General features: G+C 34.3%; 21 protein-coding genes and 1 pseudogene. 11 read left to right on the top strand and 11 right to left on the bottom strand.

Annotated features, from left to right (window positions below; genetic code table 11):
- The first annotated feature begins 186 nt into the window (after positions 1-186).
- Positions 187-1,617 carry an alkaline phosphatase gene (locus tag NGI30_RS01595; RefSeq protein WP_251942533.1) on the top strand — a complete coding sequence of 477 codons (1,431 nt, stop codon included), beginning with the start codon at positions 187-189 and terminating at the stop codon, positions 1,615-1,617.
- A 158-nt stretch (positions 1,618-1,775) separates the two neighbouring features.
- Here the strand turns inward: NGI30_RS01595 and NGI30_RS01600 are convergent, their stop codons facing one another.
- From NGI30_RS01600 to NGI30_RS01620, 5 genes are all read right to left on the bottom strand, one after another.
- Complete coding sequence (locus tag NGI30_RS01600) at positions 1,776-2,651, bottom strand: MurR/RpiR family transcriptional regulator (RefSeq protein ID WP_251517827.1); 876 nt, start codon at positions 2,649-2,651, stop codon at positions 1,776-1,778.
- Between the two features lie 2 nt (positions 2,652-2,653).
- Positions 2,654-4,093 (bottom strand): PTS transporter subunit EIIC, encoded by a 1,440-nt coding sequence (locus NGI30_RS01605; protein ID WP_251517830.1) that lies wholly within the window; start codon positions 4,091-4,093, stop codon positions 2,654-2,656.
- A 40-nt stretch (positions 4,094-4,133) separates the two neighbouring features.
- Positions 4,134-5,024, bottom strand: a complete 891-nt coding sequence (gene murQ, locus NGI30_RS01610; protein WP_251517833.1) for an N-acetylmuramic acid 6-phosphate etherase — start codon at positions 5,022-5,024, stop codon at positions 4,134-4,136.
- Positions 5,025-5,028: 4 nt separating this feature from the next.
- A complete protein-coding gene (locus NGI30_RS01615) occupies positions 5,029-6,087 on the bottom strand; it encodes a MupG family TIM beta-alpha barrel fold protein (RefSeq protein WP_251942535.1) in 1,059 nt (352 codons plus the stop codon).
- A 104-nt stretch (positions 6,088-6,191) separates the two neighbouring features.
- Complete coding sequence (locus tag NGI30_RS01620) at positions 6,192-6,521, bottom strand: hypothetical protein (protein WP_251517840.1); 330 nt, start codon at positions 6,519-6,521, stop codon at positions 6,192-6,194.
- 140 nt (positions 6,522-6,661) lie between these two features.
- On the opposite strand from NGI30_RS01620, the gene NGI30_RS01625 reads away from it, so the two are divergent.
- The gene (locus NGI30_RS01625; RefSeq protein ID WP_251942538.1) at positions 6,662-7,393 is read left to right on the top strand and encodes a CPBP family intramembrane glutamic endopeptidase; all 732 of its coding nucleotides are present in this window, start codon (positions 6,662-6,664) and stop codon (positions 7,391-7,393) included.
- A 28-nt stretch (positions 7,394-7,421) separates the two neighbouring features.
- On the opposite strand, the gene NGI30_RS01630 is transcribed toward NGI30_RS01625, so the two are convergent.
- The gene (locus NGI30_RS01630; protein ID WP_251942540.1) at positions 7,422-8,114 is read right to left on the bottom strand and encodes a helix-turn-helix transcriptional regulator; all 693 of its coding nucleotides are present in this window, start codon (positions 8,112-8,114) and stop codon (positions 7,422-7,424) included.
- Between the two features lie 430 nt (positions 8,115-8,544).
- Here NGI30_RS01630 and NGI30_RS01635 point away from each other — a divergent pair, with 430 nt between their 5' ends.
- The 7 genes from NGI30_RS01635 to NGI30_RS01665 all read left to right on the top strand — a co-directional run bounded on the left by NGI30_RS01635 (position 8,545) and on the right by NGI30_RS01665 (position 16,582).
- Positions 8,545-9,339 (top strand): inositol monophosphatase family protein, encoded by a 795-nt coding sequence (locus NGI30_RS01635; RefSeq protein WP_251942542.1) that lies wholly within the window; start codon positions 8,545-8,547, stop codon positions 9,337-9,339.
- A 98-nt stretch (positions 9,340-9,437) separates the two neighbouring features.
- A complete protein-coding gene (locus NGI30_RS01640; protein ID WP_251942544.1) occupies positions 9,438-10,355 on the top strand; it encodes an LCP family glycopolymer transferase in 918 nt (305 codons plus the stop codon).
- 306 nt (positions 10,356-10,661) lie between these two features.
- Positions 10,662-13,616, top strand: coding sequence for a formate dehydrogenase subunit alpha (gene fdhF / locus NGI30_RS01645; RefSeq protein WP_251942546.1), 2,955 nt, complete (start codon positions 10,662-10,664; stop codon positions 13,614-13,616).
- On the top strand, positions 13,616-14,080 hold the full coding sequence (locus NGI30_RS01650) for a helical membrane plugin domain-containing protein (protein WP_251517857.1): 465 nt from the start codon (positions 13,616-13,618) through the stop codon (positions 14,078-14,080). The genes fdhF and NGI30_RS01650 overlap by 1 nt, the downstream gene beginning before the upstream one ends.
- A 223-nt stretch (positions 14,081-14,303) precedes the next feature.
- On the top strand, positions 14,304-14,537 hold the full coding sequence (locus tag NGI30_RS01655) for a hypothetical protein (RefSeq protein ID WP_502960377.1): 234 nt from the start codon (positions 14,304-14,306) through the stop codon (positions 14,535-14,537).
- A 32-nt stretch (positions 14,538-14,569) separates the two neighbouring features.
- A complete protein-coding gene (locus tag NGI30_RS01660; protein ID WP_251517864.1) occupies positions 14,570-15,346 on the top strand; it encodes an N-acetylglucosaminidase in 777 nt (258 codons plus the stop codon).
- A gap of 111 nt (positions 15,347-15,457) precedes the next feature.
- Positions 15,458-16,582: an FAD-dependent monooxygenase gene (locus NGI30_RS01665; protein ID WP_251517867.1), complete on the top strand. Its 1,125-nt coding sequence runs from the start codon at positions 15,458-15,460 to the stop codon at positions 16,580-16,582.
- A 57-nt stretch (positions 16,583-16,639) separates the two neighbouring features.
- On the opposite strand, the gene NGI30_RS01670 is transcribed toward NGI30_RS01665, so the two are convergent.
- The 5 genes from NGI30_RS01670 to NGI30_RS01690 form a co-directional block, all read right to left on the bottom strand.
- Entirely contained in the window at positions 16,640-17,596 is a 957-nt protein-coding gene (locus tag NGI30_RS01670; protein ID WP_251942550.1) for a 2-hydroxyacid dehydrogenase family protein, read from the bottom strand.
- A gap of 98 nt (positions 17,597-17,694) precedes the next feature.
- Positions 17,695-18,009 carry a DMT family transporter gene (locus NGI30_RS01675; RefSeq protein ID WP_251517873.1) on the bottom strand — a complete coding sequence of 105 codons (315 nt, stop codon included), beginning with the start codon at positions 18,007-18,009 and terminating at the stop codon, positions 17,695-17,697.
- Positions 18,009-18,329 carry a DMT family transporter gene (locus NGI30_RS01680; protein WP_251517875.1) on the bottom strand — a complete coding sequence of 107 codons (321 nt, stop codon included), beginning with the start codon at positions 18,327-18,329 and terminating at the stop codon, positions 18,009-18,011. Before NGI30_RS01680 ends, NGI30_RS01675 begins: the two co-directional genes overlap by 1 nt.
- Positions 18,330-18,565: 236 nt before the next feature.
- The gene (locus tag NGI30_RS01685) at positions 18,566-19,012 is read right to left on the bottom strand and encodes a CHAP domain-containing protein (RefSeq protein ID WP_251517878.1); all 447 of its coding nucleotides are present in this window, start codon (positions 19,010-19,012) and stop codon (positions 18,566-18,568) included.
- Positions 19,013-19,312: 300 nt separating this feature from the next.
- Positions 19,313-19,681: a DUF4870 domain-containing protein gene (locus tag NGI30_RS01690; protein WP_251517880.1), complete on the bottom strand. Its 369-nt coding sequence runs from the start codon at positions 19,679-19,681 to the stop codon at positions 19,313-19,315.
- Positions 19,682-19,872: 191 nt separating this feature from the next.
- Here NGI30_RS01690 and NGI30_RS01695 point away from each other — a divergent pair, with 191 nt between their 5' ends.
- Together NGI30_RS01695 and nhaC are read left to right on the top strand one after the other, a co-directional pair.
- Positions 19,873-20,943, top strand: a complete 1,071-nt coding sequence (locus NGI30_RS01695) for an NAD/NADP-dependent octopine/nopaline dehydrogenase family protein (RefSeq protein ID WP_251517883.1) — start codon at positions 19,873-19,875, stop codon at positions 20,941-20,943.
- A 41-nt stretch (positions 20,944-20,984) separates the two neighbouring features.
- Positions 20,985-22,394 (top strand): annotated as a pseudogene (nhaC, locus tag NGI30_RS01700) (Na+/H+ antiporter NhaC).
- Positions 22,395-22,698: the final 304 nt, after the last annotated feature.

The following is a 22,698-nucleotide window of genomic DNA, read 5'->3' on the forward strand; positions in this document are numbered from 1 at the left end:
TATAAACGTAGTGCCTATAGGTACTATTGTTTATAGCTATTTTTTTAGATGATACACATAACAAAGACGATTGATTTTTAAAATTATCTACAGTTTACATAAAATTTACTATATTACAAAATTGCCTCAACGTTCATGTACTATAATTTTATTTGTAATAATTAATACATAAAGGGGTTTTAATTAATGAAAATGTACAAAAAGTTTGCAACAGCTTCTTTAACTAGTGCAATCGTATTAGGTTCAGCATTTGGTGGAGCTCAAACAATTCACGCTTCTGCAGGTGGTCAAGCACCAGGGAATGATTCAGACGTAACTTACATGGGAAATACTAAAAATCCTAAAAATGTAATTTTCATGGTTGGCGATGGTATGGGACCTTCTTATAATTCAGCTTACCGTTACTTCAAAGATAAACCAGAAACGAAAGAAATGGAAAAAACAGCTTTCGATGATTATTTAGTAGGGACACAACGTACAAACCCTGATGATCCAGATGAAAACGTAACTGACTCAGCTGCGGGAGCAACAGCTTTCAGTTCAGGACATAAAACATACAACGGTGCTATCGGTGTTGATGGTAACAAACAAAAACTTAAAACAGTATTAGAACAAGCTAAAGAAAACGGTAAATCAACTGGTTTAGTTTCAACTGCTGAAATCACAGATGCTACACCAGCAGCATATGCAGCACACGTTGATGACCGTGACAAAAAAGATGAAATCGCTCAACAATTCTACAATGATACAATCAATGGTCAACATAAAGTAGACGTTCTTCTTGGTGGGGGAGCTAAATACTTCGGTAAAGAAAACGGAAACTTAACTGATAAATTCAAAAAAGACGGTTACGACATCGTAAACAATAAAACACAATTACAAAATTCTAAAAATAACCAAGTATTAGGTTTATTCTCTGATGAGAACATGCCATTACAAATCGATGCACCAGCTAAAAACCCTAAATTAGTAGACATGACTGACAGTGCAATCAACCGTTTACAACAAAATAATAAAGGTTTCTTCTTAATGGTAGAAGGTGCTTCAATCGATAAATCAGGTCACCCTAACGATATCACTGGTGTAATGTCAGAAATGCAAGGTTTCGAAAAATCATTCGACTACGCAATGAACTATGCTAAACAACATCCTGATACATTAGTTGTAGCAACAGCTGACCATTCAACTGGTGGTCTTTCAATCGCTAAAGGTAAAGATTACAAATGGAACCCAGATGCAATCAAGAAAATGAAACATTCTGGTTCTTACATGACTCAAGAAATTGCTAAAGGTAAAGATCCTGAGAAAGTAATTAACGAAGGTTATGGTTTCGAATTATCTAAAGATGATATGAAAGCAATTAAGAAACAAGCTAAAAACATTAAGAAATACAACGAAGACGATAAAGACTATGCAGCTGAATTACAAAAATTACAAGACGCTATCCAAAAGCCAATTAACGATGAATCACACACTGGTTGGACTACTAACGGTCACACTGGTGAAGACGTAAATACTTACGCATTCGGTCCTGGTAGCGATAGATACCAAGGTAACATCGACGATACTGACGATGCGAAAAACATCTTTGACTTCTTCAGAAACTCAGCTAAATAATCGTTAACTACAATAAGTTCAAAAAACGTACTGGCTATTAACAGTCAGTACGTTTTTTCTTTATAATAAAAACACTCAGTTTTGATTTCATTAAAAATCACTAACTGAGTGTTTTGTATTTATATTTATTCTGAATAGTTTTGACGTTCATACAAAATTTAATGTTTGAAGCGTATAGTAGATAGATGTTTACGATAATTGTCTAATGCCATTTTGGATTGTGTGATTGAATCGAGTGCTGTTTGATAATTTAATGCGATATAGCGATAATATAATACATCAACTGTAAATAATTGTGCAAACAGAGAAGTTGTAGCTGCCATACGCAATTCGTTTTCATCAGTTTGACCATAGATTAACGTATGATCTGAAATTTGAGTGATAGGATTGTTTGCATCACTCGAAATTGTGATAAGTGAAATATTATAATCCTTTGCAACTCTTGCCATGGATATCATTTCGCTATGATTACCTTGGTTCGTAACGAAGATAATACAATCTCTTTCGTCATGTGTGGCTAATGTCGTCATAAACAGATGTGTTTCCTGTAATAATCGGACGTTCAGACCTACACGAGATAGCTTTTGAAATAAGTCCGTGACTATAATGAATGAAGCACCATATCCAAATAGAAAAATAGTACGTTTATGTTTTAATATGTCGCAAATTTCGTCGATATTTTTACTATTGATTTGGTTTGATACGAAATTCATCGTATCTTTGGCTCTTGTTAACATTTTTGATTTAATCGCATCAACAGATTCATTCACCATTAATTCCATATGGTTATTATTAATTGTATCTTCAGGCAAATAACGGGAAATGGCTATCTTTAATTCCTGGAAACCTTGCCCTGTAATTTTTCTACTAAAACGTACAATTGAAGCCGTACTCGTATCTATTTTTTCAGATAAATCTTGAACTGACATATTTATAATCTTATGTGGTGCATTTAATATAAAATCTGCAATTTTCTTTTCAGTTCTTGTAAATTGTGAATATTGGCTATCTATCTTGTATAAAACGTTGGTCATCATCAATCCCCTAAACTATCAGTTTCTCTCATATCTTTTGTCGTACCTAAGAAATAAGTGAAGATGAAACCACCTATATAAGCGGCAAGTAAGCCTGCAATATAACCTAGATACATATTATCCGAGATAAGTGGTAACAATGAAACACCGCTTGGGCCAATCGCTTTGGCTCCGATATGTCCAATACCTCCGATGACAGCACCACCGATACCTCCACCAATACATGCAGTGATGAAAGGTCTGCCTAATGGTAATGTTACACCGTAGATTAATGGCTCACCAATTCCTAAGAAACCAATAGGTAAAGCACCTTTAATCGTATTACGTAAAGTAGTGTTTTTCTTACAACGTACCCATAGTGCTAATGCGGCACCTACTTGACCTGCGCCAGACATCGCTGCAATCGGAAGTAAGTACGTCGCACCTGATTGGTTGATCATTTCGATATGAATTGGTGTGAAAATATGATGCAATCCTACCATAACAAGTGGTAAAAAGAAAGCGCCTATAATGAAACCACTAAAAATACCACCTATATTTATAATACCATTAATTACTGAAACCAAACCGTCAGAGATAAAGCCAGCAATAGGCATAAATATGAAGATTGTCATCAAACCTGTAACTAATAGTGAAATAGTAGGGGTAATGATGATATCAATCGCGTTAGGCACAATTTTGTGTAATCGCTTTTCAATCATACTTAAAATCCATACTGCAAAGATAACTCCGAGAATACCACCTTGACCGGCTTGTAGAGGTTCGCCAGTGAAGATGTTTGTAATAGCTGTCTTCTCAGTGAGTCCAGTGAGTAATGTCGTACCACCAATTACACCACCTAAACCTGGTGTAGCTCCAAATTCTTTGGCTGCATTAATACCTGTGAAAATAGCAAGATAGGCTAGCATCCCATCTTTAATTACGTTAAAAATGGTAACTAATTGAGTGACCCATGCTCCGGAAATCATGTGAGCTGCTAATAAGTTACTTAAGACAGCACCAATACCTCCAATTAATCCAGCACCGATAAATGCGGGGATTAATGGAATGAATATATTGGCGATTACTTTCAATACACGATTAAACTTACCATTTTTTTGCTTACTTTTAACTGCTGCTTTATTTTTCTTCGCTCGTTCTTCAGCGTTCGTCTTGAAATCTGATTTATCATGAGGAATAGTTTCGCCTAATTTAACACCACTTAAATCAGACATATGCTGGGCTACTTTATTCACAGTTCCAGGGCCGACAACAACTTGAATGCGCTCGTCCTTAACAACTCCCATAACCCCTTCAGTGCTTTTGAGATTGTCATAATTGACTTTGTCTTCATCTAGCACTTTGATACGGACACGCGTCATACAGTTAATTACACTATCCATATTATCCATGCCACCGACTGCCTTGATAATATCTTCAGCTAATCTTTGTTCTTTAGTCATATGGATGACCTCCTTTATTTAAAATATGTAATATATTGGTTTATTGATCTTTAATTGCTTGTTTAACGATATTGTTGTTACGTTTTAATCTTTCTTGAGCAGCTTCTCGATTGATATCACATAAATGCATGACAACTGCTACTTTGACGTCTGAGCGGGCAGTTTCATATAACTTCTGTGCTTGCTCGTAGGTAATATCACAAATATCTTGGATAATTCTAATTGATCGGTCGACAAGCTTTTGATTTGTGGCTTTAACATCAATCATTAGATTGTCATAAACTTTACCTACTCCTACCATTGTTAGTGTTGAAATCATATTGAGTATTAACTTCTGTGCAGTACCTGCTTTTAATCGTGTTGAACCTGTTAATACTTCTGGTCCTACAGCAACTTCGATAGGAAATTCAGCGCTTTCACTAATTTCAGTGTTGGTATTACAAGCTATTGAAACAGTATGTGCGCCTAAATGTTTTGCATAATATAAACCACCTTTAACGAAAGGTGTGCGACCGCTTGCGGAAATACCTATGACGACATCTTTATTATTCAGTTCAATTTCTTTTAAGTTTGTTTGAGCAAGCATTTCATCATCTTCGGCACCTTCGACGGCTTCTGTCATAGCACGTGAACCTCCAGCGATAATACCAATAACATCACCAGGGTCTGTATTGAAAGTAGGTACACATTCTGCGGCATCGAGTACGCCTAAACGCCCACTCGTTCCAGCACCTATATATATGATGCGCCCTCCATTCTTAAATTGTGTTGTAGTTACTTCAATAACCTTTGCAATTTGTGGTAATGCAGTGTTGATAGCTTGTGAGACACGTTGATCTTCTTGATTCATTGTTTTCAAAGCTTGTTGAATAGACATTTCATCTAAATGCATGGTAGCTTCATTTCTTGTTTCTGTTGTTAAATGTTTCATTTGTTTACTCCTTAATCTCTTCCTTTTTAACTTTAAAATCGAATGTATCTGAAGGGCTTAATATATCAATCAAAGCAACATCTCGTTGTATTACATGACCAATAACATTGATATTTGGATGCGCAGGTAGAGTTTGTTTTATAATCTGTAATTCACCTTGGTAACGACCATTGAGGTGATTATCTACTGTGATTGCGCCTCTTGCTCTTGTTTGATTTGATTTAGGTTGTATCTCACTATTGCAATAGTGACGAGATTCTTGAGACCGTATAACATGTTGTGGGTTATCAGGTCTTACTGAATGAGGTTGTTCTACAATATACGCTACTTGGTCATCTGTGAGTTGAATAGAGATGGTAAAGTGTCTGTTTTGTAAATATTGCATTAATTGTTCCGCTAATTCAGGTGTAAGGTACGGATCACCAACTAAAATATGTTCCACATTCGTATCTTTTAAACGTTGTGCTGCTGCGATAGGATGAATCTTTCGAGTCGATTCCAATGTAGGTAATCCTTTATAAAGTGGTCCTCTATATTCAGAACCTGTAACAAATGCATAGATGTCAGCTTGAGTATTGTGATGCAAGATGCGTTCATTTTGTTGTTGAACAAACGTTTCCGCTAGACCAGTATCAGGACGAGGGTAGTAATTATGGCAGTAACATAACTTTGAAAAGTCTTGAAGTTGTTGTTTGAGCTCAGATAGTAACTCTTCACTTACAATACTTGCGTTAAGACAGCATTGATAGCCGCGTAATGTGATTGCATCGATGGATTGCGTGGAGGTCTTATTATCAATACGTATAATAAATTGCGCAGTATTATAACGTTGCAATATATTAAAAAATCGTTCATTCAGGAGATCAGGGTTGATATCTATCATATACGTCACTTGATAAGTGGCTAGTTCTTCTAGTAGTTCTGTAAAATAGTGATATTTTGTTTGTTCGTCTTCTTCAGGAATTTGTACAGATGTGAAAATTGTTGTGTACCCTAATTCAACCATTTGTTTAGCATAAGCTTTATCGAACGGTTTACCGAGATAAATTGAAAAACCATGCACTTCGTATCACTCCTACATAAATGTAATCGTTTTCATATGTATTATACAATATATGAAATAGTATTACAATTTACTATTTTAAATTTTTATAAAATGAAATAATGTTACAAAAAGACAGATAATAGTTTGCGTATTTCGTGAAGTCGATTTTGTAATGTAGTGATATGACCTGCAGTATTACCTACAGTGAATTCAACGATGGGGTGGCTGTGTTGCTCAGTTAGAAATTGGAAATATTGATAGTGTATGAGCGAATGTTTACAGAGGTTTGATTTTTCTAAATAGTTTAAATCGGTAGCGACGAATTGATGAATTTGTGTTTGATATTTATGCTTATTTTTATCATCAGTAACAATTGCAAATTTATAAAGTTCGAAATGATTGAGTAGTTGCGTAATATTTTGGTCTAATTGGTGATATTCTAGTTGATACATTCTATTCTTCCTTTCATTTATAAATACAATATCCATCATAGATATTATAAATACTGTTAATTGCGATATAATTGTGAATGTATTATTGTACAAATGCATAGAAGTTGATTAGAAAGAGATATGTGAGAGAGGGAATGAATTTGACGTCATGGAAACAAAAGTTTGAAAAATTAAATGGTTATGATTTTTTAACAATACCGATTTTAATAGTGAGCTTAATCATATTATCGTTATTAGGCATGGACTACCGTTTATACTTTGTAGGTGAAATTTCTAAACAACAAGAAGTGATGTTTGGGGCAATTATTCAATTGATGTCATATATTATTGTGATATTGAGTATTTATCTCATACATTTTGAACGTATTGATGAGTTTGTGCGTTGTATTAGATATCAATTATCGTATATTAAACAACATATCGTATTATTAGTGATTGTGTTTATCGGATTGTATGTTCTAACGTATTGTTATAATGCGTTGATACAATTTATGCCGGGAAAAATGCAGTTTAACGAAACACAAAATGAATTAAAGTTATCAGTTTTATTTGATAATCCAACATTTTTACCGATTACTTTTATATTTGTAGTTATCGCAGCGCCAATGATTGAAGAGTTTATATTTAGACACTTGATTATTGGAGAATTGGGAAAAATATTTAATTACTATATAATGGGCGTGGTTTCAGCAGTATTATTTACTCTGATACATGTAACAGGAGCTCACTCTCCATTAGAGTTTGGGAGTTACATCATATTAGCCTCTGGATTGGTATTAGTATATTTAAAATCAGGAAGAAAGCTAGGTGCAAGTCTGTTTATACATGCTTTGAATAACTTTGTAGCTTTTGTGATAAGTGCTTTCTTCTAATATTGCGTAGTTAAATCCAACTGATTTATTAACTTTCAGTTGGATTTAAAAATTGGTGATAGTTACTAATTGTAATATCTTGGGTTTTTATCGTTTTTTCGAAAGAATAAGCGATATCTTGAATAGCAGTAATTGGAATTTCATTAGTAGTACCTAAACCAATTTCAAAGATAACAGCTTTCCAAATACCGTCTTTACAAAGTAATCCTATAAATATAATGTTTTCCGTATATGTTTGATTGTCTTGTTGGTACTCGACAGACATCACATTTCTCTCCGTACAATAAATTAATACATCTGAAAAAATTTCAGGTAAATCTGGTTGGTGATGGTTGTCGAACTTAATATATCGATCTAACTTTTTTAACGTGCGCCTCATTTTTGTGTATTGAAGGTTAAGGCATTTTTTTATAATTGCTTGAATTTCTTCTCTGTACGGTAAAGTCGAGTAAGATTGACTTTCATTTAATACTAAAAATAAAGCAGACAACTGACTCTCTGTGAGTTCGATTGAGTAGCTACTTTGTGTTTCTTGTAATTGATAGCCACCGAGTTTACCATGTTTAGCTAATATCTTTACACCTTGATCTTCTAAATCTTGTATATCTCTTAAAATGGTGCGTTTGGATACTTTCATATTTTGTGCTAATTCCGTAGCGGTTATCTGTCTATTTTTTTGAATAGCTTGTACGAGTTTATTTTGTCGCTCTCGTTTATTCATCAGAAAGTCACCTCCCGAATGATTACATATTACATTTAGTATAGCATAAATGCTTTTGTGACGATATTTAGAAAGTTTTTTCTAAATATTTTTTAGAAAACGCTTACATTACGTGAAAATATGTGATACTATATAGTTAGTAACAAGAGGGTTACGAATAGATGACAAAGGGGTAGGCTATTTTAAATAGTTTTGTTTACATGTATTCGTACAAGTTACTTATATCAAACATCTTCAATATTTATTACTTACTTTCCTTTCTATTTGCCGGCTAGCTAAGCTAGTCGGTTTTTTTGTAGTTCATTTTATTTTTGGGACGTACTTTTTATAAGTGAATCCTAACATCTATATATGTAAGTTTCATTACATATGATAGAATGAAGGCGATTATTTACATAGAAAGCTCAAAATAAAAAAATGAGGTGTAGACATGAAAGTGGAACAATTAAAAGATATAGATAATGCAATAAATAAATGGTTTGCTACGCTCGATGACATCATTCCGAAACTCATAGAAGAAATGGTAACGAGCACTAAGAAAAATCGCTTTGATTTAGTTACAAATGTAGACAAAACAATTCAACAAAATTTTGAGCAATATTTAGCTGAACATTTCCCAGAACATCAATTGTTTGCTGAAGAAAAATCAAACGCTGACGTTCAACCTAAAGAAGGTCACGTGTGGGTCATGGATCCAATTGATGGTACGACGAACCTTGTAAAGCAACAAGATGACTACTGTATCATTTTAGGTTATTTCGTCGATGGGGAACCGATGTTGTCATATATTTATGATTATCCTAAAGGTGAGTTATACAAAGCTGTAAAAGATAACGGAGCATATGTTAATAGTGAACCTCTAACGCCTCCTGAAAAGTTAAATCTTGAAGATGCAATTATTTCATTCAATGCATTAGTATTGAATGATGCCACACTGCATCAATTATTTGATTCAGCTTTTAGCTTTAGATTTATAGGTTCGTGTGGACTTGATTCACTTAGAGTGATCAAAGGACAATTTGGTGCACATATCAATACAAATCCAAAACCATGGGACATTGCGGCTCAATTTTTATTTGCGAAAGAATTAGGATTGAAAATGACTACGTTAAATAATGAACCATTAGATTTCTCTACAGCTGGACCATTTATTATTAGTAATACAGCATGCCACGAACACATTTTAGAGATTATGAATTCAGACGGAGGATATGCTAAATCGTAATTGTACTTCGATACAATAATAGGTCTAAGGTACTATGTTCAATCACTATAATTACTATATAATTATCTTAATTGAATATAGAATGGAGACCGATAAAATTGAAAAAAATAATATTATGGTTACTAGGTATAGTCTTCATCTTAGTTATTGTTGCAGTGATATATATTGGATATAAACTATTTGCAGTAGGTGATGCAATACATCAACCACTCGATAGAGATAAATCGAATTTGCGAGATAAGAAGGTTAACTTGAAAGATGGAGATCCATTTACGATTGCTTTATTTGGAGTAGACTCAAATGCTGAACGTAATGCACAAGGCGCTGGGCAAAGAAGTGATACAATTATGGTGCTATCCATTAACCCTAAGAAAAAAACAACAGAAATGGTAAGTATTCCACGAGACACGCAAGCTAAAATAGTTGGTAAAGGTTCCACAGAAAAGATTAATCATGCATATGCATACGGGGGACCTGACATGGCAGTTAAATCACTTGAGAAATTACTAAATGTCCCAATTGATCATTATGCTACGATTGACATGGACGGTATGCAACAAATGATTGATACAGTGGGTGGCATCGATGTCACAAGTAACGCGACATTCTCATATAAAGGTTACCAGTTTACCCAAGGTGAAAAGTCACATATGGATGGTAAAGAGGCGATGGCATTTTTACGAAGTCGTAAAGAGAATGGGGCAGGTGGTGACTTTGGTCGCCAAGCGCGTCAACAACTTGTAATCCAAGGATTAGCAAACAAAATGACAAGCACAAGTTCTATCACACATTTCAATGATTTGACGAAACAAATTGAAAAAAACGTGAAGACAGATCTTAAATTAAGTGAATTATATACAGTGCGTAACCATTATAAAAACGCCAATAAAAATGTCCATAAACAACTATTAGAAGGTCAAGGTGGTATCCAAAATGATGGTTTATACTATTACGTTCCGAGTGATGATTCGTTGAGTCAAATTGAATCAGCGATTAATGACAATTTAAACCAATAAAGGCATAAATATAAAATAAATTAATTACTAAAGTCAGGGATATCAATCCTAGTGAAAAGTCGCCTCAAAAGATTAAAACAATCTTTTGGGGCGGTTTTTTTATTATTGATGAATAAAGAAAATCAAATGGTAGTCAAATGCTTTCTATAAAGAAAAAGGGGAATAACGTAAAATATCTTAACATTAAATCATTTTAGTTATACAATAAAAATAACATGACTTAAAAGCGTGGGGCTTTTTATAAGTGATGTGGCTGACATCGAATTAAGAAGGGCATAAACAATAGAATTCTGAGGGGTTGAACATATGCAAGAGCATTTAATTGTGTCATTAGACGGTAAAGATTACTTAGTCGAACCGGGCACAAATTTATTAGAATTTATTAAATCACAAAATACCTTTGTGCCATCTATTTGTTATAACGAATCGTTAGGCCCAATTCAAACGTGTGACACTTGTACTGTAGAAGTTGACGGACAAATCACTCGCGCTTGTGGTACAACGATTGATAGACCAATGGTAGTAAATACTACTTCTGATAACGTACAATCTAGCCAAAAAGAAGCTTTGGACAGAATTTTAGAGAAACATATGTTGTATTGCACAGTATGTGATTACAATAATGGAGATTGTGAAATTCATAATACGATGGATCAATGGGGTCTTGAGCACCAAACATATGAATATAAAGAAAAACCATACGAAAAAGATTATGGACCTTTCTATCGCTATGATCCAAATCAATGTATCCTTTGTGGACGTTGTGTGGAAGTGTGTCAAGACGTTCAAGTCAATGAGACACTAACAATTGACTGGGAACGTCAAGAACCACGCGTCATTTGGGATAATGATACTTCTATTAACGATTCATCATGTGTAGGATGTGGGCAATGTGCAACAGTTTGTCCATGTAATGCAATGATGGAAGTGAATATGGAAGGAAATGCGGGTTACATGACAGACTTAGAGCCAGGATCATTAGCTGCAATGATTGATCTTACTAAAAAAGCAGAACCTGGTTACGGTCCGTTATTTGCAGTTTCTGATTCAGAAGCATCTATGCGTGAAGAACGAATTGAAAAAACAAAAACGGTATGTACATACTGTGGTGTAGGTTGCTCATTCGATGTTTGGACAAAAGACAGAGAGGTATTAAAAGTTCAGCCACAACATGAATCACCAGCTAATAAAATTGCTTCTTGTGTAAAAGGTAAATTCGGATGGGATTACATTGACTCAGACGAACGATTAACAAAACCACTTGTTCGTAAAGGTGACCAATTTGAAGAAGTAGAATGGGATGAGGCGTTACAAGTCATCGCTGATAACTTTAAAGAAGTGAAATCGAAGCTTGGTTCTGACGGTTTAGCCTTTATTTCTTCTTCAAAAGCAACAAATGAAGAATCATATTTAATGCAGAAATTGGCACGTCAAGTCATTGGTACTAATAATGTAGATAACTGTTCACGTTATTGCCAAGCTCCAGCAACTAAAGGTTTATTTAGAACTGTTGGTCACGGTGGGGACTCAGGATCCATCGATGATTTAGAAATTGCTGATATGGTGGTACTTGTTGGTACAAATACTGCAGAAGCACATCCAGTAATTGCATCACGCATAAAACGCGGACATAAACTATATAATAACACTTTAAATGTGTTTGATATTCGTAAGCATGAAATGGCAGACCGTGCTGATAACTTCTATCAACCGAAACCAGGTACAGACCTTGTTTGGTTATCAGCGGTTACGAAATATATCATCGACAACAACTTACATGATCAAGCATTCATAGAAGAATGGGCGAACGACTTTGACGCTTACTACGAATCATTAGCTCCGTTTACGATGGACTTTGCTGAAGAAACAACAGGTATCGCTAAAGATGACTTAATAGATTTTGCGCAACAAATGGTTAAAGCAGAGACAGTTTCTATTTGTTGGGCGATGGGTGTCACACAACAAGATATCGGTAGTGATACGTCAACAGCTATCTCAAACTTATTGTTAGCTACTGGTAATTACAGAAAGCCTGGTACAGGTGCATATCCATTACGTGGACATAATAATGTTCAAGGATGTAGTGATATGGGAAGCATGCCAGATAAATTCCCTGGTTACCAAGGTGTAGCTGATGATGAAGTTAGAGCGAAATTTGAACAGGAGTACGGTGAACAATTACCAGCAGAACCTGGTAAAGATAACCATCAGATGATGGAAGGTATTCATAACGGAGAAATTGACTCATTATATTTATATGGTGAAGATACTGGCATTGTTGATTCAAATATTAACTTTGTGCAGTCTGCTTTAGAAAAGGTAGGATTCTTAGTTGTACAAGATGAATTCTTCACATTCACTGCTACATTTGCAGATGTTGTACTTCCTGCCAGTCCATCATTAGAAAAAACAGGTACATTTACGAACACTGAACGTCGTATTCAAAGACTTTATAAAGCGTTAGAACCTAAAGGTGATTCCAAACCAGACTGGGAAATCATTCAATTGGTTGCGCAATATCTAGGATATGATTGGAACTATACGCATCCTAGCGAAATTATGGACGAAGTCGCTCGTGTCACTCCGCTTTATTCAGGTGTAAATTATGACCGTTTAGAAGGATATAACAGTTTACAATGGCCTGTGCATGAAGATGGTACAGACGAACCATTACTCTATCTTGAAGGGTTCAACTTCGATGATGGAAAAGCAAAATTCTATCCATTAACGTTTGATAACTTCTACAAGGTCAACGAAACATACGATTTACATGTGAACAATGGTCGTTTATTAGAACATTTCCACGAAGGTAATATGACGTATAAAGTTCCTGGTTTAGAATATAAGATGCCACACCCATTCGTTGAGGTGTCGCCTGAATTAGCAAAAGAACGTGATATTCATGAAGGTGCGGAAGTTAAACTCATTTCAGATACAGGTGAAGCGATATTGATTGCTACTGTTACAGATCGTGTAAAAGGCAAAGAAATATACATTCCATTAAATAACAACGCTATGGTACACGGTGATCATGGTGCGATTAATAAATTAACGAATAGTGACGTAGATAAAGATACTGACACACCATCATATAAAGCTACAAGCTGTCGCATGGAAGTGAAGACACGTCGAGGTAAATCACCGTTGAACCCGACAAACTTCCGTGTCAATAAACAACGTATGCCACAACATAGTGTGCGCGTTGAAGATAAATGGAAACGTGATGACTACGTATTCCCAGGAAGTCAGGTGGATCAATAATGGCTGAAAGAATAACTAAGATTAAAAAACAAGAAAAAACTGAAGCGGAAATTAAGCAAGAATCTTTAGCGGAAGTAACTGATGCAATTGCTGAAAATAAAGATAGTATACTAAAAGCGATTAACTTAATTAGCACATTAGATGACGCAAAAATATTAGACGCTTTAACAGGTGCAGTTAATAGTAGAGGCGTTATTGCGAATAAGTTCTCTGTAGAATTAAATAAAGAACAATATACAGGACTAATTTCTAACATGGCTTCACTCGTATTCTTATTAGGAGATTTAGATGTAGACGATTTATCTGAACTGTTGAACAAAGTAAACAAAGGTCTTCACGTAGCCAATCAAGCAAATCCTAACCAAAAGACTTCTATGACCGGATTGATGCGTATCCTTAAAGATGATGAAATGAATCGTAGTTTAACTTATATGTTGAATATGTTAAAAGGCATGTCTAGATAATTGAATACTAAATACTTAAAAGAGCAAGATGATGAAATCTTTCTAGATTTCCGTCTTGCTCTTCTTTGTTTAGGTACATCGATTATTATTTTTAATAAAGCGTCTGGTAGGTTTTCTTTAATTTAGAAATGATATATTGCATTATTTAGAAATATGATACAATTTCAATGATAAGTAACATATTTTCAAAGCAGTAAGGAGAGGAAACGCTATTAACCCGAACATGATAAAAATAATGGCAATCATTTCTAATGTTTTTCTCGTTATCGGTATTATTTTCTTGGTAATGATGAACATCCCGATGGCCATCACAATGTTTGTATTATCATTAGCAATCAGTTTAACAATTTTCAATACATTATTTAGAGATAGAAAAGGTATGAAGATTGCGATTAATGTTTCATTTATCATCGTCATGTTAGCAATTATCTTTGCATACCTCGTCTTAACGAAATAACAAATCAAACAAGTTAAGGGGTTTTAATTCATATGAATGAAATCACAAAGCGCAAATTAACACTGACGTTTTTGGCAATCATCATACTAACATTTGTAGTTTTACTGATTATAAATGAAACGAACTTGTTTAATAAACAACAAACACATTCATTTGAAGATGCGGCGAACCGACAAGTTAGTAAAGGTACTTTAAATGTTAAAGAAAAAGACGGTCGTTTTGTTAATGCTTCAAAATCTGAAGTGAAAAAAGCCATGACGGTTAACAGTGATGAAGATAATTTAAATCATATGGATGTTTCTGAAAAGGTTTCTATTTCTGAATCAGAACTCAATGATATATTAAAAGATAAAGGTATTCTAAAAAATAAAGCTAAAACATTTCTTAAAGCACAAGATAAATACGAAGTGAATGTTATTTATCTTGTCAGTCATGCTTTAGTTGAAACAGGGAATGGTAAATCACAATTAGCACAAGGCCTCAAGAATGGCAAGAAAAAATACTATAACTTTTACGGTATTGGCGCTTTTGATAAAAATGCAGTGAAAACAGGTAGTAGTTATGCTAAGAAACAGCAGTGGGACTCACCTGAAAAGGCTATTATGGGCGGTGCAAAGTTTGTAAGAAAACATTATTTTGATAATTACCAATTATCACTTTATCAGATGCGTTGGAACCCTAAATCACCTGGCAAACATCAATATGCGAGTGACATCAATTGGGATCGACGCATTGCACATTTTATGAAACATTATTATAAGCAATTAGGTATTAAAAAAGATCACGTGAATAAAGATTATTATTTATAACTTTAAAAGATAACAGAGTGTTTTTTAGCATATTTGTTATCTTTTTAGTTTGAAAAGTTATATTATTAAAGATAAGTGAAATACGAAATGTAGGATTTGGAGTGAATTTAAATGAAGATTGCGATAGTCGGCGCAGGAATAGGTGGACTTACGGCAGCAGCACTACTAATTGAACAAGGCCATGAGGTCAAAGTATTCGAAAAAAATAATAAGGTTTCAGAAGTTGGCGCAGGTATTGGAATAGGTGGCAATGTTATTAACAAATTAAATAATCATGACCTCGCAAAAGGATTGAAAAATATTGGGCAAATCATCGATACGTTACAAGTACGTGATGAAAAAGGAAAAATATTGTCAGCTGTTAAACTTAAAGATAAAACAGTCAACCTTACGATGTTACGACAAGATCTTATCGAGACGATTCAATCGTATGTTCCAAGTTCAAATATTTATTTAAATCATCGCATTAATAAGTTAGAAAATAGCCCACTAAAAGTGACGTTACATTTTGAAGAACAACAATCAGAGGCATTTGATCTTTGTATTGGTGCAGATGGCATTCACTCTATAGCGAGAGAAACATTGTATCCAGAAAGCAAAGCAGAATATCAAGGTTATACTGTTTTCAGAGGTTTGGTTGAGGAGGCGCATTTAGAAGATAATAATGTAGCTAAAGAATACTGGACCTCTAAAGGAAGAGTAGGGATAGTACCACTATTAAATAATCAAGTGTATTGGTTTATTTCGATAAATGCTAAAGCTGATGATAAAACGCTTAAAGGATTTGGTAAACCTCATTTACAAGCACGTTTTAACCACTTCCCAAATGAAGTGAGACAAATATTAGATAAACAAAGTGAAACAGATATTTTGTTACATGATATTTACGATATCAAACCATTGAAGTCTTTTGTTGATCAACGTGTTGTATTACTTGGAGATGCAGCACATGCGACGACACCAAATATGGGTCAAGGTGCAGGCCAAGCAATGGAAGATGCTGTTGTGTTAGCGAATTGTCTAGCTACTTATAACTTTGAAGAAGCTTTACAACGTTATGATAACTTACGCGTAAAGCACACGAAAAAGGTAATTACTAAGTCTCGTTCAATTGGTAAAATAGCACAACTTCAAAACCGTTTAATCGTTGCGATTCGTAATAAATTTATTCAATTGATGCCAAATTCTATGATAGGAAAACAGACGCATTTCTTATATAAGACAAAATCTAAATAATGAATAAAAAAGAGCAGGACTAGAAAATAAGATTTTCCGTCCCGCTCTTTTTATTTGTTAATTTACTACGTATTTCGGTTGTTGATCATTCATTTTACGAATAGCATCATTTGCCACAATTTTAGACATCATATCGCGGGATTCAAATGTAGCATTACCGATGTGTGGTGTCAGCACTACATTATCTAGTGATTTTAAAGCGTCTGTAATCTCAGGTTCAAATTCATAGACATCAAGTGCTGCGCCTTCGATTTCTTTATTTTTTAATGCTTCTACTAATGCGGCTTCGTTCACGATTGGGCCACGTGCAGCATTGACTAAATAACTCGTCGATTTCATCATTTGAAGCTGTTCAGCATCAATATGATGGTGAAGTTCAGGTGTATAAGCAGCATTGATAGTGACAAAGTCAGAATGCTTTAATAAAGTTTCTAAGTCCACATATTTAGCACCAATTTCGATTTCTTTTTCAGGTTTTTGATGTGGACCTGTGTATAACACATCCATATCAAACGCTCTTGCACGTTTTGCTACGGCACTACCAATCTCACCTAGACCGATGATTCCAATTGTTTTACAAGAAACTTCTCGCCCTCTAAAGAATAATGGGGCCCAACCATCAAAGCCTGTCGTGCGACATAGTTTGTCACCTTCAGGAATACGTCTAGCTACTGCGAGAACTAAAGCAAATGTGAGTTCAGCTGTAGAGTTTGTAGAAGCTTTAGGTGTGTTTGTTACATCTATTTGTTGTTCACGTGCGTAATCAACATCTACGTTATTGAACCCGGCACCATAATTTGTAATAATCTTCAATTGTTTACCGGCATCAATGATTTCTTTATCTACTTGGGTTGAAAGAAGACTTACGAGTACATCTGCATCTTTGACACCTTGTTTTAAAGTTTCTTTATCGATAATGCCTTGTCCATCGAACATTTCTATTTCATAACCCTGATCTTTTAATAATTTTAAGCCGATTTCAGGGATTTGACCTGCAATATAAACCTTTACCATAGATAATCACTTCCTTTTATTTAAAGTATAGTAAATTACCCTTTGCGTAACAACGAATAATGGTTCGTATAAAGATGTTTATGCGTCTGTTTCAAAAGTTATTTTACTAACCGTAAACCAATAATCGAAACAATGATGAGCGCAATAAAGAAAATACGTTTTAGATCTTTCGATTCATTGTAGAATATCATTCCAATTAAAGTGCCACCAGCTGTACCGATACCACTCCAAATTGCATAAGCCGTCCCCATAGGTATATCATTCATAGCAATTTTTAAAGTAGTAAAGCTACAAATAAAAGTGATTGCTAATAATACAACTAACCATTTCTTTTTAGTGCGTGTGATTTCATTTAAGATAACGACACCAGCGACTTCCATTAAGCCGGCTACAAAGAGAATGATCCATGCCATTATTCATCGCCCTCCTCAGTGGCCAGTTTTAAGCCCATAATACCGATAACGAGCAGGATGATAAGTGATATTTTAATGATATTGAAAGACTCACCAAAAAAGACGATATCAACAATGACTGTACCTACTGCACCAATCCCTACAAATACAGCATATACTGTGCCTACAGGGAGGTGTTTACATGCAGAAATCATTAGGTAAAAGCTTAAAGCAATTACGAATAAGACAAATAACCAACTCCACCATGAATTTGCAGTGTTAATTCCTGTAACCCAAATTATCTCAATAAAACCAGCGAAGATCACTTTAAGCCATTGCATTGTACATCCTCCTTATTTTCCACTATCCTATATTCTCTCAAACGTCATAGAAACCTGCAATAAAGCTGATTTGAAAAAAACGCACTTTAATATGTATAGATTGCTAAGATTATGTTTAAACGAAAGAAATCTATGGTATATACAAAATAAAAATCCTACGGTTATACTTTTTCAAGTTAACACATAGGATTATTGTAGCGATTTTATTTTATTGTAGAGACATATTTAAATTATTCTTATACGTGAATATACGTATATGAATCAGCAGAGCTTGAAGAGATTGTACGAGTACTTTTTACGAATGGTCCACCTGAATAGTTCATTTCAGAAATTTTTACGGCACCACTGCTCGTAACATCTTCAACATAAGCAACGTGACCATAAGGGCCTGAGTCTGTTTGTAAGATTGAACCTTCAGAAGGTGTGTGGTTTACTTTATAACCAGCTGCTGATGCTGCAGTATCCCAATTATTTGCATTTCCCCAAAGTGTACTGATTTTTCCACCAACACGGTTATATACATACCAAGTACATTGACCTTCAGTATATAAGTTGCCATCTGCAATTGATGATCCACTTTCATTTGTAGTTTCTGCCGCGTGTGCTTCGTTACCATGATCTAATCCCACTGCTGCTGCGCCTAAACCTGCCACTAAAGTAGTAGCTGTTAATAGTTTTTTCATTTTAAAAGTCCTCCCAATTAAGATTAAGCATTTATATTTATATAAATAATCAATGATTTCTCCGTGCTTTTTTACGACAAGTTACACTCTAACAAATAAATAATCATTTGTGGGGGATGTTATAACTTTGTAAAACAATTAAAAAAACCTCTCATGTCTTTGTAATAAAAGTATGAGAGGTTACAGTGCGTCTACAACTTAATCATTGGCATTGAACTGGGAAATAACGATGTTGCCACGCATATTTTTTATTTTAAATATTACAGAGCTTGTAAAAAATCGCAATATTTTGAGTACAAATTATTTGAAGAATGGAATTGAAAGTGGTGGCAGGTAATCTTCACCTTGATACGCTTTAATTGCTCCGACAATTGTAAAAATAAACATTAAAATTGCTATGATTGGTGCAATGATAATTCCAATTAGAATAAACATTAGTAATGTAGAAATCGTTAGCCAGATTGAATAAGAAATAAAGAAATTCCAATAGTTTTTACCTGTTCTATCAATAAATGTGGATTCATCCCTTTTTATTATCCAAATTATTAAAGGTGCTATGAAACTTCCAAAAAAACTTGAAACGTATATTAATGCTGCCATTAACCGATCGTCATCAGTTGGTTGATTCTGTATTGCTTGAGATGGGTTCTTAGTATCAAATTCATTCATATATTGACTCCTCCTTGTTTATTAAACATTGTAACATAATATTTTCAATATTTTATTAAATTATTGTAATTTAAATCGTGTGTAAAACCTCCATCTAATTGACTATTTCGTTGTTTACTGCATGCCTAATAGGCTATAGAATATAGGGATACATAGAAATTAATTTTTTATTAAGGAAAGAGGGAAGGACTATGAAAATTGCAATTGTCGGCTCTGGGAACGGCGCAGTAACTGCTGCAGTAGATATGATTTCAAAAGGGCACGAAGTTAAATTATACTGTCGAAATCAATCAATACATAAGTTTGACGAAGCCATGAAACAAGGTGGATTTACGTTTAATAATGAAGGGGAAGAATCATTTGTTGAATTTACTAATATCAGCGATGACATGGAATATGTTTTAGAAGATGCTGAAATTGTACAAGTAGTTATTCCTTCTTCATTTATTGAGCATTACGCTTACATGATGGCGCCTCATATTAGTAATGACCAAATAATCTTATTCAATATGGCAGCTGCTATGGGCTCAATACGCTTTATGAATGTACTTGAAGATATGCATATAGATGTGAAACCTATATATGCAGAAATGAATACTTTAACGTATGGGACACGCGTGCAATTTGATAAAGCGCAAATAGATCTATCACTAAATGTTAAAAAGGTTTATTTCACAACATTTGATAAAGAATCACTAAGTGAGACGTTCGATAAAGTAGAAAAAATGTATCCACATATAGTGAAGGAAGAAAGTTTATTAAAAACAAACTTAGAAAATGGTAACCCAGAAGTTCACCCTGGGCCTACGTTATTAAATGTAGGACGTATCGATTATGCGAAAGAATTTTCTTTATATGCTGAAGGTATTACTAAACATACGGTGCGTTTATTACATGCTGTAGAATTAGAACGTCTAACATTAGGTCGTAAATTAGGATTTGAATTATCCCCTGCTAAGGAAGCACGTATTGAACGTGGTTATTTAGAAGAACAAGACGAAGATGAACCATTAAATAGACTATTTAATGAAAGTCCAGTGTTTTCACAAATTAAAGGGCCAAATAAAGTGAAAAATCGTTATCTTACTGAAGATATCGCCCACGGTCTTGTGTTATGGTCTAGTTTGGGCAGAAATATCGGGGTGCCAACACCGAATATTGATGCTATCATCATTATTGCGTCAACAATATTAGAAAGAGATTTCTTTGAAGAAGGGTTGACTGTTGAAGAATTAGGGACTGATAAATTAGGTTTAGATTAATTTAAACTTAAACGAGCAAAAATTTTATAGGGGGATTGAGTATGACTAAACATACAAGGCAACCTACTTTTCTAGAATCCATTTCTACAATTATTGTAATGATTATAATTGTTATAACAGGATTTGTAGGATTTGAAATTCCAATTCAGCCATTACTTATTTTAGCATCAGCGTATGCTGCTTGGATTGCTAAACGCGTAGGATTAACGTGGAATGATTTGGAAGAAGGGATTACGAAACGTTTGGCAACAGCTATGCCAGCGATTTTCATTATACTTTCTGTCGGAATAATAGTAGGTACTTGGATGTATTCTGGCACGGTACCAGCATTAATTTATTATGGATTACAATTCCTAAATCCTAATATCTTTTTAGTATCTGCATTTATCATTTGTGCATTAACTTCTGTAGCTACTGGAACTGCATGAGGTTCAGCATCTACAGCTGGTATCGCTTTAATGGCTATCGGTACGAATCTAGGCTTAAGTGAAGGTATGGTAGCAGGTGCTATCATTGCCGGGGCAGTCTTTGGAGATAAGATGTCGCCACTTTCAGACACTACAAATTTAGCAGCATTAGTGACTAAGGTGAATATATTTTCACATATTAAAGCGATGATTTGGACGACGGTACCCGCATCGTTAGTCGGCATCATAGTTTGGTTTATCGCAGGTAGTCAACATGGTGGCAGCGCGAAATCTTCACAAATAAAATCGATGTTACATGAATTATCTCAAATATATAATATAAACATCTTTGTTTGGATACCTGCAATCGTAATTATCGTTTGCTTACTTTTTAAAATGAATACAGTACCCGCAATGCTGATTTCAAGTTTAAGTGCTATCATCGTAGGTACTTTCAATAACGGTTTCAAAATAGTCGATGGGTTTAAGGCAACGTTTGATGGCTTTAGTAAAGGTATGGTACCGAAAGACGCTTTAGGTGCTGGAGGCTTATCTGATAAGGCTGTCACTTTAATTGAACAAGGCGGTATGATGAGCATGACACAAATCGTAGTGACGATATTTTGTGGTTATGCCTTTGCCGGTATCATTGAACGTGCAGGATGTTTAGACGTCATCTTAAAATCTATTTCTAAAAATATTAATAGTACAGGACAATTAATATTAACGACAGTCATTGCCAGTTTGATTATGGTGCTTGCAGCAGGTGTTGCTTCAGTAGTCATTATCATTGTGGGTGTATTATTAATGGATATGTACGACAAAATGGATTTAGATCGTACAAATTTATCAAGAACACTTGAAGATTCAGGAACAATGATTATACCACTGATTCCATGGGGAACTTCAGGAATATATTATACACAACAACTCGGTGTTAACTTCAGTCAGTTCTTTATATGGGCAGTGCCTTGTTATTTATGTGTGATATTCGCTATCATTTATGGCTTTACTGGTATAGGCATAAAGAAAAAGAAACAATAAAATATTCAAAAATATGAGATATACCTTAAATGAAACTATTAAAGTAATTAAAAACAACTTATTTTAAATACCTATTAAAAGTTTAAAAACATCAATTAAGGATAAATATAGATTAGATGAGATGAATTACTAATGTCATTAGGATTTTTGTAGCGATTTTTCTAGGGACAATAATGTTCATCAATATTCATAAATAGATGTAGATTTAAATATCCTTCTATTACTTATCTCGGTTCTATATTGGATTTTGTAGCGAGGTACAATATAGAACCGTTTTATTTAGGGAACTATCTTTCGTATATAA

Source organism: Staphylococcus sp. Marseille-Q5304 (genome assembly GCF_943737015.1).
GTDB lineage: Bacteria > Bacillota > Bacilli > Staphylococcales > Staphylococcaceae > Staphylococcus > Staphylococcus hsinchuensis.